General features: G+C 56.2%; 12 protein-coding genes and 1 pseudogene. 1 reads left to right on the forward strand and 12 read right to left on the reverse strand.

Annotated features, from left to right (window positions below; translation table 11 throughout):
- Positions 1-100: 100 nt before the first annotated feature.
- The 9 genes and pseudogenes from carB to LRS40_RS03510 all read right to left on the reverse strand — a co-directional run bounded on the left by carB (position 101) and on the right by LRS40_RS03510 (position 11,973).
- The gene (gene carB / locus LRS40_RS03470) at positions 101-3,325 is read right to left on the reverse strand and encodes a carbamoyl-phosphate synthase large subunit (RefSeq protein WP_142488192.1); all 3,225 of its coding nucleotides are present in this window, start codon (positions 3,323-3,325) and stop codon (positions 101-103) included.
- A gap of 18 nt (positions 3,326-3,343) precedes the next feature.
- Complete coding sequence (gene carA, locus LRS40_RS03475; protein WP_142488191.1) at positions 3,344-4,492, reverse strand: glutamine-hydrolyzing carbamoyl-phosphate synthase small subunit; 1,149 nt, start codon at positions 4,490-4,492, stop codon at positions 3,344-3,346.
- Positions 4,493-4,947: 455 nt separating this feature from the next.
- Entirely contained in the window at positions 4,948-5,769 is an 822-nt protein-coding gene (dapB, locus tag LRS40_RS03480) for a 4-hydroxy-tetrahydrodipicolinate reductase (protein WP_231313092.1), read from the reverse strand.
- Between the two features lie 192 nt (positions 5,770-5,961).
- Positions 5,962-6,912 carry a 4-hydroxy-3-methylbut-2-enyl diphosphate reductase gene (gene ispH, locus LRS40_RS03485; protein ID WP_231313093.1) on the reverse strand — a complete coding sequence of 317 codons (951 nt, stop codon included), beginning with the start codon at positions 6,910-6,912 and terminating at the stop codon, positions 5,962-5,964.
- The gene (gene fkpB / locus LRS40_RS03490) at positions 6,893-7,363 is read right to left on the reverse strand and encodes an FKBP-type peptidyl-prolyl cis-trans isomerase (protein WP_231313094.1); all 471 of its coding nucleotides are present in this window, start codon (positions 7,361-7,363) and stop codon (positions 6,893-6,895) included. Before fkpB ends, ispH begins: the two co-directional genes overlap by 20 nt.
- 95 nt (positions 7,364-7,458) lie before the next feature.
- Positions 7,459-7,959, reverse strand: a complete 501-nt coding sequence (gene lspA / locus LRS40_RS03495) for a signal peptidase II (RefSeq protein WP_039030431.1) — start codon at positions 7,957-7,959, stop codon at positions 7,459-7,461.
- Positions 7,959-10,775 (reverse strand): isoleucine--tRNA ligase, encoded by a 2,817-nt coding sequence (gene ileS, locus LRS40_RS03500; RefSeq protein ID WP_231313095.1) that lies wholly within the window; start codon positions 10,773-10,775, stop codon positions 7,959-7,961. The genes lspA and ileS overlap by 1 nt, the downstream gene beginning before the upstream one ends.
- Before the next feature lie 33 nt (positions 10,776-10,808).
- Positions 10,809-11,747, reverse strand: coding sequence for a bifunctional riboflavin kinase/FAD synthetase (gene ribF, locus LRS40_RS03505; protein WP_231313096.1), 939 nt, complete (start codon positions 11,745-11,747; stop codon positions 10,809-10,811).
- A gap of 7 nt (positions 11,748-11,754) precedes the next feature.
- A pseudogene (locus LRS40_RS03510) lies at positions 11,755-11,973 on the reverse strand (DUF2575 domain-containing protein).
- A 101-nt stretch (positions 11,974-12,074) separates the two neighbouring features.
- Here LRS40_RS03510 and rpsT point away from each other — a divergent pair.
- On the forward strand, positions 12,075-12,338 hold the full coding sequence (gene rpsT, locus LRS40_RS03515) for a 30S ribosomal protein S20 (RefSeq protein ID WP_012015991.1): 264 nt from the start codon (positions 12,075-12,077) through the stop codon (positions 12,336-12,338).
- A 57-nt stretch (positions 12,339-12,395) separates the two neighbouring features.
- Here rpsT and nhaR read toward each other — a convergent pair whose 3' ends face one another.
- The 3 genes from nhaR to dnaJ form a co-directional block, all read right to left on the reverse strand.
- Positions 12,396-13,295 carry a transcriptional activator NhaR gene (gene nhaR / locus LRS40_RS03520; protein WP_231313097.1) on the reverse strand — a complete coding sequence of 300 codons (900 nt, stop codon included), beginning with the start codon at positions 13,293-13,295 and terminating at the stop codon, positions 12,396-12,398.
- Positions 13,296-13,354: 59 nt separating this feature from the next.
- The gene (gene nhaA, locus LRS40_RS03525; protein ID WP_142488184.1) at positions 13,355-14,530 is read right to left on the reverse strand and encodes a Na+/H+ antiporter NhaA; all 1,176 of its coding nucleotides are present in this window, start codon (positions 14,528-14,530) and stop codon (positions 13,355-13,357) included.
- Between the two features lie 172 nt (positions 14,531-14,702).
- Positions 14,703-15,839 (reverse strand): molecular chaperone DnaJ, encoded by a 1,137-nt coding sequence (gene dnaJ, locus LRS40_RS03530; protein ID WP_142488183.1) that lies wholly within the window; start codon positions 15,837-15,839, stop codon positions 14,703-14,705.
- Positions 15,840-15,843 lie beyond the last annotated feature (4 nt).

Consider the following 15,843-nt stretch of genomic DNA (forward strand, 5'->3'; position numbering starts at 1 on the left):
CGTAAAGTGCGATGTATGCGGGAGCAGCACAACCGCCAAAATTGGTCGGAAAGGGATAAAAAAACCCGCCGTAGCGGGTTTTAAGAACAATCTGAAGCGATTACTTCGCGATCTGCGCGTGCATCTCCTGCACCGAAATCACCTTCTCGGTGGCATCCGCGTTCAGCGCCATGGCTGTCGCGAAACCGCCGTTCAGGGTGGTGTCGTAGTGCACTTTATACTGCAGCGCGCTGCGGCGAATCAGCTTGGAATCTTCAATCGCCTGACGCCCTTCGGTGGTGTTGATGATGTAGGTGTATTCGCCATTCTTGATACGGTCCTGAATGTGCGGACGACCTTCATGCACCTTATTCACCAGACGCGGGTTGATACCGGCTTCACCCAGTACAATCGCGGTACCGTGGGTCGCATCCAGCTCGAAGCCCTGCTTCAGCAGTTTCGCTGCCAGGTCCACTACGCGCTCTTTATCCCCTTCACGCACGGACAGCAGCGCACGACCCTGCTTTTTCATGGTGGAGTTACTGCCCAGCTGCGCTTTAGCGAACGCTTCTGCGAAGGTGCGGCCAACGCCCATCACTTCACCGGTAGAGCGCATTTCTGGCCCTAACAGCGGGTCGACGCCCGGGAATTTGTTGAACGGCAGTACCACCTCTTTCACCGAGTAGTACGGTGGGATGATCTCTTTGGTCACGCCCTGCTGAGCCAGGGTCTGACCCGCCATCACGCGCGCCGCCACTTTCGCCAGCGGAACACCGGTGGCTTTGGAGACGAACGGTACGGTACGCGCCGCACGCGGGTTGACTTCAATCAGGTACACTTCGTTGTCTTTCACCGCAAACTGCACGTTCATCAGACCGCGCACCTGCAACTCGAAGGCCAGTTTCTGTACCTGGTCGCGCATCACGTCCTGAATTTCTTTGCTCAGCGTATAGGCTGGCAGTGAACAGGCGGAGTCACCGGAGTGTACGCCTGCCTGCTCGATGTGCTCCATGATGCCGCCAATCAGCACCATTTCGCCGTCGCAGATGGCATCGACGTCCACTTCCACCGCATCATCCAGGAAGCGGTCCAGCAGCACTGGCGCATCGTTAGAGACGCTGACCGCAGTCTGGAAGTAACGGCGCAGGTCAGCTTCGTCGTAGACGATTTCCATCGCCCGGCCGCCCAGCACGTAAGATGGACGCACTACCAGCGGGTAGGTGATCTCTTTTGCCTTCTCAACCGCCTGCTCAATCGCAGTCACGGTGGCGTTGGCTGGCTGTTTCAGCTTCAGACGGTCAACGGCATGCTGGAAACGCTCGCGGTCTTCAGCGCGGTCAATCGCATCCGGGCTGGTGCCGATTACCGGTACGCCTGCCGCTTCCAGCGCGCGCGCCAGCTTCAGCGGGGTCTGGCCGCCGTACTGCACGATAACGCCTTTTGGCTTCTCGATACGTACGATTTCCAGCACGTCTTCCAGGGTAACCGGCTCGAAGTAGAGGCGGTCGGAAGTGTCGTAGTCAGTAGACACAGTTTCCGGGTTACAGTTGACCATGATGGTCTCGTAACCGTCTTCGCGCAGCGCCAGCGAGGCGTGTACGCAGCAGTAGTCGAACTCAATGCCCTGGCCGATACGGTTTGGACCACCGCCCAGCACCATGATTTTGTCACGGTCAACGGACGGGTTCGCTTCGCACTCGTCTTCATAAGTGGAGTACATGTACGCGGTGTCGGTGGCAAACTCTGCCGCACAGGTGTCCACGCGCTTGTAGACCGGGTGCAGGTTGTACTGGTCACGCAGCTTACGGATTTCCGCTTCGCGCACGCCCGCCAGTTTTGCCAGACGCGCATCGGCAAAGCCTTTACGCTTAAGCATGCGCAGGAAGTCAGCGTCGAGGCCGTTGATACCCAGCTCCGCAACTTTCTCTTCCAGACGCACCAGCTCTTCAATTTGCACCAGGAACCAGCGGTCGATATTGGTCAGGTTGAATACGCCATCGACGGAGAGACCGGCACGGAAGGCGTCGGCGATGTACCAGATACGCTCGGCACCGGCGTCTTTGAGCTCGCGACGGATTTTGGTCAGCGCTTCCGGATCGTCCAGGCTCACTTTCGGGTCGAAACCAGTGGCGCCTACTTCCAGGCCACGCAGGGCTTTCTGCAGGGATTCCTGCTGGGTGCGGCCAATCGCCATCACTTCACCGACGGACTTCATCTGGGTAGTCAGACGGTCGTTCGCACCGGCAAATTTCTCGAAGTTGAAGCGAGGAATTTTGGTCACAACGTAGTCGATAGACGGCTCGAACGAGGCCGGCGTGCGGCCACCGGTGATGTCGTTCATCAGCTCGTCGAGGGTGTAACCCACTGCCAGTTTCGCCGCCACTTTAGCAATCGGGAAGCCGGTCGCTTTCGATGCCAGGGCGGAGGAGCGGGATACGCGCGGGTTCATCTCAATAACAATCAGACGACCGTTCTTCGGGTTAACCGAGAACTGGACGTTAGAGCCACCGGTTTCGACGCCAATCTCACGCAGTACCGCCATCGAGGCGTTACGCATGATTTGGTACTCTTTGTCGGTCAGCGTCTGGGCTGGTGCCACGGTGATGGAGTCACCGGTGTGGATGCCCATGGCGTCGAAGTTTTCGATGGAGCAGACGATGATGCAGTTGTCGTTTTTATCACGCACCACTTCCATCTCGTACTCTTTCCAGCCGATCAGCGACTCATCAATCAGCAGCTCTTTGGTTGGGGAGAGGTCCAGACCGCGTTCGCAGATCTCTTCAAACTCTTCGCGGTTATAGGCGATACCGCCGCCAGTGCCGCCCATGGTGAAGGACGGACGGATGATGCACGGATAACCCACGTCAGCGGCAACCGCCAGCGCTTCTTCCATGTTATGGGCGATACCGGAGCGCGCGGTGTCGAGGCCGATTTTCTTCATCGCCACGTCGAAGCGACGGCGGTCTTCCGCTTTATCAATCGCGTCGGCGGTCGCGCCAATCATGGTCACGCCGAACTCTGCCAGCACGCCCTGACGCTCCAGCTCCAGCGCGCAGTTCAGCGCCGTCTGGCCGCCCATGGTCGGCAGTACCGCATCAGGACGCTCTTTTTCGATGATCTTACGTACCACTTCCCAGTTAATCGGCTCGATGTAGGTCGCATCGGCCATTTCCGGGTCGGTCATGATGGTTGCCGGGTTGGAGTTCACCAGGATAACGCGGTAACCCTCTTCGCGCAGGGCTTTACACGCCTGAGCGCCGGAGTAGTCGAACTCACAGGCCTGGCCGATAACAATCGGGCCAGCGCCAAGGATCAGGATGCTTTTTATGTCTGTACGTTTTGGCATGGTCTTCTCGGCTCCTGATTATTTAGCGGTCTTACGGTATTGCTCAATGAGTTCGATGAAGTGATCGAACAGCGGCGCGGCATCGTGCGGGCCTGGGCTGGCTTCCGGGTGCCCCTGGAAACTGAACGCCGGTTTGTCGGTACGATGAATCCCCTGCAGGGTGCCGTCGAACAGCGACTTGTGCGTTACGCGCAGTGTTGCCGGCATGGAGGCTTCATCCACCGCAAAGCCGTGGTTCTGCGCGGTAATCATCACGGTGTTGTTATCAATATCTTTCACCGGGTGGTTACCACCGTGGTGACCGAACTTCATCTTCACGGTTTTGGCACCGCTCGCCAGCGCCAGCAGCTGATGGCCGAGGCAGATCCCGAAGACCGGAATATCGGTTTCAAGGAAGGTCTTAATCGCGTCGATTGCGTAGTCGCACGGTGCCGGGTCACCCGGGCCGTTGGAGAGGAAGATCCCGTCCGGGTTCATCTTCAGCACGTCGTCTGCCGGGGTTTTCGCCGGCACAACGGTCAGACGGCAGCCACGGTCCACCAGCATGCGCAGGATATTGCGCTTGGCACCGTAGTCATACGCCACCACGTGGAACGGCAGCTCGTCTTCTTTTTTCGCTTCCGGCAGCTCACCTGCCAGCGTCCAGCTACCCTGAGTCCAGCTGTAGGCCTCAGCGGTGGTCACTTCTTTCGCCAGATCCATGCCGTTCAGCCCCGGGAAGGCTTTGGCTTTTTCCTGCGCCAGAGCCGCGTCCAGGTTGTCGCCAGCGATGATGCAGCCGTTCTGGGCACCTTTTTCTCGCAGCAGACGCGTCAACTTACGGGTATCGATATCGGCAATTGCCACGATGTTATGGCGTTTCAGGTAGGAAGAGAGGTCTTCGGTATTGCGATAGTTGCTGGCAATCAGCGGCAGGTCGCGAATAATCAGACCTTGTGCATGTACCTGGGAGGACTCTTCATCAGCGGCGTTAGTGCCGACATTACCGATATGGGGATAAGTTAGAGTGACGATTTGGCGGGAATAGGAAGGATCAGTGAGGATTTCTTGATAACCGGTCATTGAAGTATTGAAAACGACTTCCCCAACCGCCGAACCTGTTGCCCCAATGGCCCGACCGATAAACTGGGTTCCGTCTTCCAGAACCAATAGCGCTGACTTAATCAAAACACCCTCCAGAGAATATTCACTCACTTTATTTGCATATTAATTCATAACCGTAGTACGAAGCAATGCAAATCTGCTGCCAGTGGATTTTCGGCAAACGGCGGCATTCTGGAGATTTGGCGGGGGAAAGTCAACTTAAAAAGTGGGTTTTGTTTGTGGTTTTTACGGCACTGATGAGCAGGAAGGTTGTTAACGGGCAAAAAGATCAACTAAATCACTTAAGAAAACGCTTGCGAGACAGTTTTAGTATAAAGAATTCACCCACAGCCCCAAAAAGTGGACCATTTGGTCAAAATTCACAATATCGAAACAAAAATAATGGAGATAAACCTGATTTATGACCCGCTACTATTAAAAAAAGAACGAAAAAGATAAAATTAAAGGGCAATAAAATATTGCCCTCTGCAATCAACTATTTATGACTGCAATAACCACATCACGAAGGGTAATCATGATTATAAATTGTTAAGATTGAGCACATCTCGCATGTCAAAAAGACCATCTTTTTTGCCTTTCAACCAAATTGCAGAACGAACCGCCCCATTTGCAAAAGTCATACGGCTGGACGCTTTATGGGTGATTTCAACCCGCTCGCCGATATCGGCAAACATCGCGGTATGTTCGCCCACAATGTCACCCGCACGAACGGTAGCAAACCCAATAGTGCCTGGGACACGTTCTCCCGTATGACCTTCCCGGGTGTAGACTGCACACTCTTTCAAATCCTTATCCATCGCCTGAGCAATCGCCTCGCCCATGGCCAGCGCGGTGCCAGAAGGAGCATCGACTTTATAACGATGATGCGCCTCGATGATTTCGATATCGGTGTAATCCCCCATCACCTTCGCCGCTTTCTCAAGCAGTTTGAGCATGACGTTCACGCCCACGCTGAAGTTCGCTGCAAAGACGATAGCAACCTCGTTGGCGGCATCCTGAATAGCCTGCTTGCCAGCATCATCGAAACCGGTGGTGCCAATAACCATTCCTTTGCTATGCTGACGGCAAAACGCCAGGTGAGTCAGCGTACCTTCAGGACGGGTGAAGTCGATGAAGACATCGAAGTCGTCTTTAACCGCCTCAAGGCTGCTTTGTACGGTGACGCCTGACTTACCTGCCCCCGCCAGTTCCCCGGCATCGGCACCCAGCAGCGATGAGCCTTCACGCTCCAGAGCCGCGCCAAGCGTGACGCCATCCATCTGCAATGTCGCCTGAATTAACTGACGGCCCATACGGCCACCCGCGCCAGCAATGGCGACGCGGACCTGTGCATCATGCATAGTTATTCTCTTACGTTAAAATGATGTAAACCGTTTTCAGATTAACCAGCCTCTGTCGATGCCGCTATCCGAAAACGCCAATAATTAGAATTTAATGATAAACAGCGGGAAGTATCAGTAAAAGACATGATTTCGCCGTACAAAGCGGCAAATAAAAAGCCAGCAACGGATGTGCTGGCTTGATTTGGTGGGTTATTCCACTTCCCGGGCGTCGATACGCAACTCTTTCGGCACTTCGAAGACGATATTCTCTTCACGGCCTGCCAGAGGAATAGCTTCCCCGCCGCCCAGCTCCTGCAAACGTGCAATGACGTTCTGTACCAGAATATCCGGAGCGGAGGCACCGGCTGTCACGCCGACGCACTGGGCCTCTTTCACCCAGGCTTCCTGAATATCGGTGGCATCGTCAATCAGGAACGCCGCTTTCCCCATCCGCTGCGCCAGCTCGGCCAGACGGTTGGAGTTAGAGGAGTTTTTCGAGCCGACGACCAGCACCACATCCGCCTGTTCCGCCAGGGCGCGCACCGCTTCCTGACGGTTGGTAGTGGCATAGCAGATGTCATCTTTACGCGGCCCGACGATTCTCGGGAAGCGCTGACGCAGCGCATCGATGACGTCAGAGGTATCATCCACGGAGAGCGTAGTCTGAGTCATAAACGACAGCTTCGCTTCGTTTTTGACGTTCAGTGTCAGCACATCGGCCGGAGACTCGACCAGATACATGCCCCCCTGCGGGTTGCTGTACTGGCCCATGGTGCCTTCCACTTCCGGGTGGCCTGCGTGACCAATCAGGATCGACTCTTCGCCGCGACGGCTGGCACGTGCGACTTCCATATGCACTTTGGTGACCAGCGGGCAGGTGGCGTCAAACACGGTCAGATCGCGATTTTTCGCTTCGTTACGCACCGCCTGGGAGACGCCGTGCGCGGAGAAGATCAGGATCGCGCCATCCGGCACTTCGTCGATCTGCTCAATAAAGATCGCCCCGCGAGCGCGCAGGCTATCCACCACATAACGGTTATGCACCACTTCGTGACGGACATAAATCGGCGCGCCGTAAAGCTCCAGCGCGTTTTCAACAATGCTGATAGCGCGGTCTACTCCGGCACAGAAACCGCGCGGGTTAGCCAACAGGATCTGCATTCACATCCTCCAGTACCGGGTCGATTTCCAGCACTTCAACATCAAAATGGACGGTACGCCCGGCGAGGGGGTGGTTAAAATCGACGGTGATGGAGTCGCCGTTGATTTCACGGATCACGCCAGGCATTTCGCTGCCATCCATAGCGGTAAAGAGCATAATCGCCCCGATTTCCGGTTCGCCCGCATCCATAAATTCACGACGCGAGAAGTACTGGATCAGGTCCGGGCTCGGCACGCCAAACGCGGCATCCGGCTCCAGAGAGAACGATTTTTTCTCCCCCTCTTTCAGCCCCAGCAGCTGCTGCTCAAGACCTTCAGACAGAGAAGTATCGCCAAGACGGAACAGCGCCGGTTTGCCGTTATTGCGGGTGGACTCCGCGGTGGAGCCATCGTCGAGTTTCAGCGTGAAATGAACCAGCATCGCGCTGTTGGTCTGTACGGATTTAGACATGCAGAGTGCTCACTAATTTTGCCCGGTGGCGCTGCGCTTACCGGGCCTACGAGATCGTAGGCCAGTGCAAGCACAGCGCCGCCCGGCGGGTTTTGTTACGCCTGCTCTTTCGCCGCGGGCTTAGGCAAGAAGCCTTCCAGCACAATCAGCGCCGCACCGATACAAATCGCCGTATCGGCCAGGTTGAAGGTGGCGAAGTGCCAGTTGCCGACATAGAAGTCGATCATATCGACCACAAAGCCGTGCCACAGACGGTCGAACAGGTTGCCCAGCGCGCCGCCAATGATCAGCGCGTAGGCGATGTTATTCAGCTTTTGCGTAGCCTTACCGCGGTACATCAGCACCGCCAGCACCACACAGATACCGAGAGCGATACCTGCGAAGAACCAGCGCTGCCAGCCGCCGCTGTCAGCCAGGAAGCTAAACGCCGCGCCATAGTTGCGCGCATAGTGCAGATTAAGCGACGGGAACAGCGGAACCGTATCCCCCAGAGCAAAGTTCTGGAGGATCAGGTACTTGCTGCCCAGATCGATAATCAGCACGACCACCACCAGCCACAGCCAGCGCAGCCCTGTTGAAGAGAGTGATTTACTCATCAGGCAAACTTACGTTTTTCGCCATCACCGGCGACGTTGCTGACACAGCGTCCGCAGATCTCTGCGTGTTCCGCCACCTTGCCGACATCGGTAGTGTAATGCCAGCAGCGCGGGCATTTCTCACCATCGGCTTTCACCAGCGCCACTTTCAGCCCTTTGAGCAGCTCGCTCTGCTGGGCATCCGCGCTCGCGTCGGCATAATCCGCAACATTCGCCCCGGAGGTCAACAGGACAAATCGTAATTCATCGCCCAGCGCCGTCAGCTTCGCCGCCAGCTCAGGTTCAGCGTACAGGGTCACTGACGCTTCCAGAGAGCCGCCCACTTTCTTGTCGGCGCGTGCCTGCTCGATCACCTTGTTCACTTCGCCGCGCACTTTCAGCAGCTCGTCCCAGAAGCCGTCGTTCATGGCTTCGGTCTCTGCCAGGCCAAACAGACCCTGGTACCACTCGCCGGTGAAGACATACTTCTCACGATCGCCTGGCAGGTAGCCCCAGATCTCATCCGCAGTGAAGGACATGATCGGTGCCATCCAGCGCACCAGCGCTTCCGCGATATGGAACAGTGCGGTCTGGCAGCTGCGACGCGCCACGCTGTCCGCTTTGGCGGTGTACTGACGGTCTTTGATGATGTCGAGGTAGAACGAGCCCATCTCGATGGAGCAGAAACGCATCAGGCGCTGCACCACTTCGTGGAAGTCGTAAGACTCATAGGCCTTCAAGATATCTTCCTGCGCCGCTTGCGCGCAGCCTACCGCCCAGCGATCCAGCACCACCATCTCTTCCGGTTTCACCATGTCTTTCGCCGGATCGAACCCGTTCAGGTTCGCCAGCAGGAAGCGCGCGGTGTTACGGATACGACGATAGCTGTCGGCAGCACGTTTCAGGATCTCATCGGACACGGCCATTTCACCGGTGTAGTCGGTTGATGCCACCCACAGACGCAGAATGTCTGCGCCCAGTTTGTTCATCACATCCTGCGGAGAAACGGTGTTACCGATGGACTTGGACATCTTACGGCCCTGACCATCCACGGTGAAACCGTGAGTCAGTACCTGGCGGTAAGGTGCCTTGCCCTTCATGGCGGTAGAGATCATCAGGGATGACATGAACCAGCCACGGTGTTGGTCAGAGCCTTCCAGATACATGTCGGCAGCGTGACCGGCAAACTCAGGACGCACATCAACCACGGAGGAGTGGGTAGACCCGGAGTCGAACCACACGTCCAGGGTATCCGGCACTTTCTCGTAGTTGTCTGCGTCAGCGCCCAGGATGTCGCGCGAGTCGAGATCCCACCACGCCTGAATGCCGTCAACTTCGACGCGCTTCGCTACTTCTTCCATCAGTTCCAGAGTATTCGGGTGCAGCTCCTGGGTCTCTTTATGCACGAACAGAGACATCGGCACGCCCCAGGTACGCTGACGGGAGATACACCAGTCAGGACGGTTAGCCACCATGGATTCGATACGCGCCTGGCCCCAGTCAGGGATCCACTGCACGCCTTTGATCTCAGAAAGCGACTGCGCGCGCAGGCCTTTCTGATCCATGCTGACAAACCACTGCGGGGTCGCACGGAAGATGATCGGTGACTTGTGACGCCAGCAGCACGGATAGCTGTGCTGCATTTTTTCAACGTGCAGCAGCGAGCCGTTGTCGCGCAGCATGTTGACGATGATGTCGTTGGCTTTAAAGACGTTGATGCCGTCCAGGGTCGGATACGTGCCTGGCAGGTAAGCGCCGTCCGGGCCAACCGGGTTAGCGATCTCCAGACCGTATTTCAGGCTGATATTGTAGTCGTCCGGGCCGTGGCCACCGGCGGTATGCACCGCACCGGTACCCGCTTCCAGGGTGACGTGATCGCCGAGAATTGCTGGCACATCGAAATCGAGGAACGGGTGCTTAAAGCGCAAATGCTCCAGCTCGGCACCTTTAACGGTACCCAGAATGCTGTATTCGGTGATGTTCGCGCGTTTCAGCACGCTCTCAACCAGGTCTTTGGCCAGGATCAGCGCACGGCCTTCAACCTGTACCAGCGCATAGTCGAACTCCGCAGAGAGGGAGATCGCGCGGTTAGCAGGCAGGGTCCACGGGGTGGTGGTCCAGATCACCAGCGAGATTGGGCCTTCTACGCCCGGCAGGCCAAATTTGCCCTGCAGCGCTTCCTGATCGACGCCTTCAAAGGCCACGTCGATGGACGGGGAGGTTTTGTCGTAATACTCGACTTCCGCCTCAGCCAGCGCAGAGCGGCAGTCCACGCACCAGTGCACTGGCTTGGCGCCTTTGTGCAGGTGGCCGTTGCCGATGATTTTGCCCAACGCACGGATGATGTTGGCTTCGGTTTTGAAGTCCATGGTCAGGTAGGGGTGCGACCAGTCGCCCAGCACGCCAAGACGGATAAAGTCTTCACGCTGACCATCAACCTGGGTCGCGGCGTATTCGCGGCATTTCGCACGGAATTCAGCGGCGGTGAACTTCTCGCCTGGCTTACCGAACTCTTGCTCCACTTTCAGCTCGATCGGCAGGCCGTGGCAGTCCCAGCCTGGAACGTAAGGCGAGTCAAAGCCCGTGAGGCCTTTGGACTTCACGATAATGTCTTTCAGAATCTTGTTTACAGAGTGACCAATATGAATGCTGCCATTCGCATAAGGAGGGCCATCATGCAGAATGAAGGTTTTTTTCCCTTTTTTGGCTGCACGGATGATGCCGTACAGGTCATCATCGGTCCAACGCGCCAGCATTCCCGGTTCACGCTTGGCGAGGTCGCCGCGCATCGGGAACCCTGTTTCCGGCAAATTCAGGGTTGATTTATAGTCACTCATCAGATTCTCGGTTCCGTATTTATATCTCAGGCATTAAGCCGGGTTTGATAGCCCAAAAATTTCGCGGGCTGTTAACTCATCTCTCGCGATTTGCGCTTTCAGCTCATCAAGCGAGGCGAATCGCTGCTCATTGCGTATTTTTTTACGCAGGATTACATCTATATGGCGACCGTAAAGGTCCATTACAACGTCCAGCAAATGCACTTCGAGCTGCTGGCGTACGCCAGCCACTGTTGGACGGGTACCAATATTGGCCACGCCGGGCAGAGGCTTATCGCCCAGCCCCATCACTTCTACCGCAAAGACCCCTTTTACCGGGGAAACCTGACGGCGCAGCGGTAAGTTCGCCGTAGGGAAACCAATGGTGCGGCCCAGTTCATCGCCATGCACGACGCGCCCGGAAATTGAGAACGGGCGTCCGAGCAGCGTTGCGGCGGCATCCAGGTCGTCTTCCGCCAGCGCCTGGCGTACTGCCGTGCTGCTGATGCGTACGCCGCCTTCGCAAAAGGTCTGGGTGCTGGTGACGTCAAAGCCATACTCCAGGCCAGCCTTCTGTAATAGCAAGAAATCCCCCTGACGACCAGCGCCAAAGCGGAAATCATCTCCCACCGCCAGAAAGCGCACGCCGAGGCGATCGACCAACAGGTCGCTGACAAAATTTTGTGCCGTCAGCGCGGCGAAGCGCCGATCAAAACGCACGCACAGGACATAGTCCACGCCGCACTGCGCCAGGTAACGCAACTTTTCACGCAGGCGGGTCAGGCGCGCAGGCGCCTTCTCGCTGGCAAAAAGCTCCAGCGGCTGCGGCTCAAAAATCATGACTACTACCGGCAGACCTCGTGCCCGCCCCTCTTCACGTAACCCCTGCAACAGCACCTGATGTCCACGATGCACGCCGTCGAAATTACCAATAGTCAGCACACACCCATGCGGGGCCTGACTGAGATTATGTATGCCGCGTATCAGCTTCATGACTGGCTCAAAACAGTGAAAATCGCCAAAGTATACCTTGTACAGCGGTTAAGGTTAACCGGCGATTGTTCACGCAAAACAGAAAGCCGTAATGATTTCATCAGGGTTGCCTTTCATAGCGAAAAAATCTGTCCGCAGATGACGATTTTTATGTCGAAAAGCTGTATTCAGGAGAGACAAGCTGGTAGAATCCTGCGCCATCACTACGTAACGTAGCGTCGCTCATTAACGGCGCTTATTTGCACAAATCCATTGACAAAAGAAGGCAGAGAGGGCATATTCCTCGGCCTTTGAATTGTCTACATAGATCATATTTGGGAGTTGGACTTGGCTAATATCAAATCAGCTAAGAAACGTGCCGTTCAGTCTGAAAAGGCTCGTAAGCACAACGCAAGCCGTCGCTCTATGATGCGTACTTTCATCAAGAAAGTATACGCAGCAATCGAAGCTGGCGACAAAGCTGCAGCGCAGAACGCATTTAACGAAATGCAACCAATCGTGGATCGTCAGGCTGCTAAGGGTCTGATCCACAAAAACAAAGCAGCGCGTCATAAAGCAAACCTGACCGCGCAGATCAGCAAACTGGCTTAATCGCCACTTGTTGTTGCTTGTTTAAAGAACCCGCTTAACGCGGGTTTTTTTATGCCTTCAGATTGCCGGAGGCGTAAACAGCGCCGAGTAGTCACGGTTACAGATACGCTGCACCGCCGGATGCTGAATCATCCTTTCGGCAAATATCGCGTGATACTCCTCCATCACGTTATCCACCCTGCCAATCTCCGTAATCCTGATGTCCGAATAGAGATCCTGCGCGTAAAGCGTCGGGGCAACGAAGATCGCGTTATGCGCTTCGCCAAAGGCTTTCATCAGCGCGGCATCATCGAACTCACCCAGAATTTCCACTTTCAGCCCCTGCGAGTTAAACCAGTTCAGCAGCTTGCGTCCGAGCATGGAGCGTCTGCCTGGCACCAGCAGCCGGCGCTCCTCCAGGCAGGCCGGGAAAGGTTTTTCCGGCGGCGGGTTAATACACCAGAAGCTGACGCTACACTCGCCTATTTTCACCGAGAACAGCCCTTCCTGCTGGGTGGAGTCGATCGGGCAGTCGGAGATAATCATGTCCAGCTTGTGCTGACTCAGCTGCTCCAGCAGCATCTCGTGGGTGGATTCAAAACAGCGCAGGTGGATCTGTTCATCCTCAACCACCGCCGCATCCAGCACGCCGCTGACCAGCCGTTTTGACAGCGCATCCGCGACACCGACGTCAAAGAGCAGGTTCGACTCTTTGCGATAGTTGACGATATCGAGCATCTCCTGGCTCAGGGTGAACATTTTGTCGGCGTAGCGAAACACCAGCTCGCCAAGTTCGCTGGGTTCGATCCCCCTCCCCTTGCGCTTGAATAACTTCCCCTGCAGACGCTCTTCCAGGGCTTTGATCTGTCCGGTAATCGTCTGCGGTGTCAGGTAGAGCGCCTCTGCAGCGCCGACAACCGAGCCCTCTTTATAGACATGCCAGAAGTAGTACAGATGGTTGTAGTTAAGATGAGACATACGATCCTCGCTCCCTGATAGTGTTAATGGGAGGGCGGCCAGTCCCTCCCAAAGTCCCGTTACGCCGGATGCACCTGCCCCGACAATTTCATTTTCAGTAAGGCATAGCCAATAAACGCCGCCAGCAGCGACCCGACCAGGATACCCAGTTTAGCCCAGACGATAAGCTCCGGGGCATGCGGGCCAAACGCCAGCGTCGAGATAAAGATCGACATCGTAAAGCCAATCCCGCACAGCACGCCAACGGCCATGATCTGCCGCCAGGTAGTGCCATGTGGCAACGAGGCCAGCTTCAGTTTCAGCGCCAGCCAGCAGAAGAGGCTGATGCCCAGCGGCTTGCCGATAAACAGGCCGGCAATGATCCCCAACGGTAACATTGAGGTCAGCCCACCGAAAGTCACCCCTTCAAGGGAGACGCCCGCGTTAGCAAAGGCAAACAGCGGCAGGATCATAAAGGCCACCCACGGATGCAGGACATGCTCTAACTGCTTCGCCGGAGATTTTCCTCCCTGCGCCTTCAGCGGCACGAAGAAGCCAATAATCACTCCCGCCAGGGTGGCATGTACGCCCGATTTCAGCACTGCCGTCCACAGAACCACTCCCACCAGCACATAGATGCCGATCCTACGGACATTGAAGATATTCAGCAGCGCCAGCGCCGCAATGGCCGCCGCCGCAACGCCCAGCGACAACACCGACAGCTCGCTGGTGTAGAACAGGGCAATAATGATAATCGCGCCCAGGTCATCGATGATCGCCAGCGCCATCAGGAAAATTTTAAGCGCCATCGGCACGCGGTTGCCCAACAGGGCCAGAACGCCCAGCGCAAAGGCAATGTCCGTCGCGGCCGGGATCGCCCAGCCGTGGCGGGCAACCGGATCCTGATAGTTAAAGGCCAGGTAGATCAGCGCCGGTACGACCATCCCGCCGATAGCGGCAATCACCGGAAACGCAGCGCGCTGGCGGCTGGCCAGGGAGCCCTGTACCAGCTCACGCTTGACCTCCAGGCCTACCAGCAGGAAAAAGACCGCCATCAGCGCATCGTTGATCCACAGCAGCATGTTCTTGTTAATTTCCAGCACGCCGACGCGAAGTTCAACGGGAGTTTCCAGAAAAGCGTGATACAGGTCGCGGGTAGCGCCCAGGTTAGCCAGCAGCATTGCCAGCGCAGCGGCCAGAATAAGAATGATGCCACCGGAGGCCTCATTCTGGAAAAAACGGTGCAGAAGTTTCACTATTACTCTCTCTCTTTACGACAATCCCTCGATAAAACCATCATACTCGTGGAAATTCATCGGTAAAAGCAGGTTAACATTGAGTATGCACTCAGTTTTTTCGAGCTATCTTTTCAACCATAAAAAAGCCCGGAATCGCTTCCGGGCTTTGAGAATAACGTCAGCTCACCGATTAGCGAGTCAAATCGTCAAAGAATTTTTTCACGCCATCAAAGAAGCTTTTGGAGCGCGGGCTGTTGTTCTCACCCGTTGGGCCGCCGAAGCTCTCCTGTAACTCTCTCAGCAGCTGCTTCTGTTTTTCATTCAAGCCAACCGGGGTTTCAACTACCACACGACACAGCAGGTCGCCCTGCGCGCCGCCACGCACCGATTTAACGCCTTTACCGCGCATGCGGAACAGCTTGCCGGTCTGGGTTTCCCCAGGCACTTTCAGGTTTACGCGACCGTCAAGAGTTGGCACTTCGATTTCGCCGCCCATCGCCGCCATCGCAAAGTTGATCGGCACTTCGCAATACAGGTTGTTGCCTTCGCGTTCGAAAATCGCGTGCTGCTTCACCTGCACCTGAACGTACAGATCGCCTGCCGGTGCGCCATGTTCACCCGCTTCGCCTTCGCCAGACAGACGAATACGATCGCCGGTATCCACACCTGCCGGAATTTTAACGGACAGGGTTTTCGTCTTCTCAACGCGACCATGACCGTGGCACTTGTTGCACGGATCCTTGATCAGCGTACCGCGACCCTGACAGTGCGGACAGCTCTGCTGCACCGCAAAGAAGCCCTGACGCATCTGCACCTGGCCGGAACCGTGACAGGTAGGACAGGTCTGCGGCTTGGTACCCACTTTCGCGCCGCTGCCGTGGCAAATGTCGCACTCTTCGAGGGTTGGAATGCGGATCTCTTTCGTTACGCCGCGTACGGCCTCTTCCAGCGACAGCTCCATGTTGTAGCGCAGGTCTGCGCCACGGGCCGCACGCTGACGACCGCGGCCGCCGCCGAAGATGTCGCCAAAGACGTCACCAAAGATATCGCTGAAATCTGCGCCGCCGCCGCCAAATCCGCCGCCGCCGCCCATGCCGCCCTGTTCAAACGCAGCGTGGCCGTACTGATCGTAGGCCGCACGTTTCTGGGCATCGGTCAGGATTTCGTAGGCTTCTTTGATCTCTTTAAATTTGGCTTCGGCCTCTTTGTCACCCTGGTTGCGGTCCGGGTGAAATTTCATGGCCAGGCGCTTATACGCCTTTTTGATTTCACGCTCTTCCGCTGTTTTGGAAACGCCTAAAATCTCGTAATAGTCTTGCTTAGCCATCTTG

Origin of the sequence: Leclercia sp. G3L, assembly GCF_021117075.1 — a bacterium.
GTDB lineage: Bacteria > Pseudomonadota > Gammaproteobacteria > Enterobacterales > Enterobacteriaceae > Enterobacter > Enterobacter adecarboxylatus_C.

What these genes read in the sequence shown, in the direction of transcription:
- ribF (WP_231313096.1), bottom strand. Translation starts at nt 11,747, where the DNA reads ATGAAGCTGATACGCGGCATACATAATCTCAGTCAGGCCCCGCATGGG.
- ispH (WP_231313093.1), bottom strand. Translation starts at nt 6,912, where the DNA reads ATGCAGATCCTGTTGGCTAACCCGCGCGGTTTCTGTGCCGGAGTAGAC.
- dapB (WP_231313092.1), bottom strand. Translation starts at nt 5,769, where the DNA reads ATGCATGATGCACAGGTCCGCGTCGCCATTGCTGGCGCGGGTGGCCGT.
- dnaJ (WP_142488183.1), bottom strand. Translation starts at nt 15,839, where the DNA reads ATGGCTAAGCAAGACTATTACGAGATTTTAGGCGTTTCCAAAACAGCG.
- fkpB (WP_231313094.1), bottom strand. Translation starts at nt 7,363, where the DNA reads ATGTCTAAATCCGTACAGACCAACAGCGCGATGCTGGTTCATTTCACG.
- ileS (WP_231313095.1), bottom strand. Translation starts at nt 10,775, where the DNA reads ATGAGTGACTATAAATCAACCCTGAATTTGCCGGAAACAGGGTTCCCG.
- lspA (WP_039030431.1), bottom strand. Translation starts at nt 7,959, where the DNA reads ATGAGTAAATCACTCTCTTCAACAGGGCTGCGCTGGCTGTGGCTGGTG.
- carB (WP_142488192.1), bottom strand. Translation starts at nt 3,325, where the DNA reads ATGCCAAAACGTACAGACATAAAAAGCATCCTGATCCTTGGCGCTGGC.
- nhaR (WP_231313097.1), bottom strand. Translation starts at nt 13,295, where the DNA reads ATGTCTCATCTTAACTACAACCATCTGTACTACTTCTGGCATGTCTAT.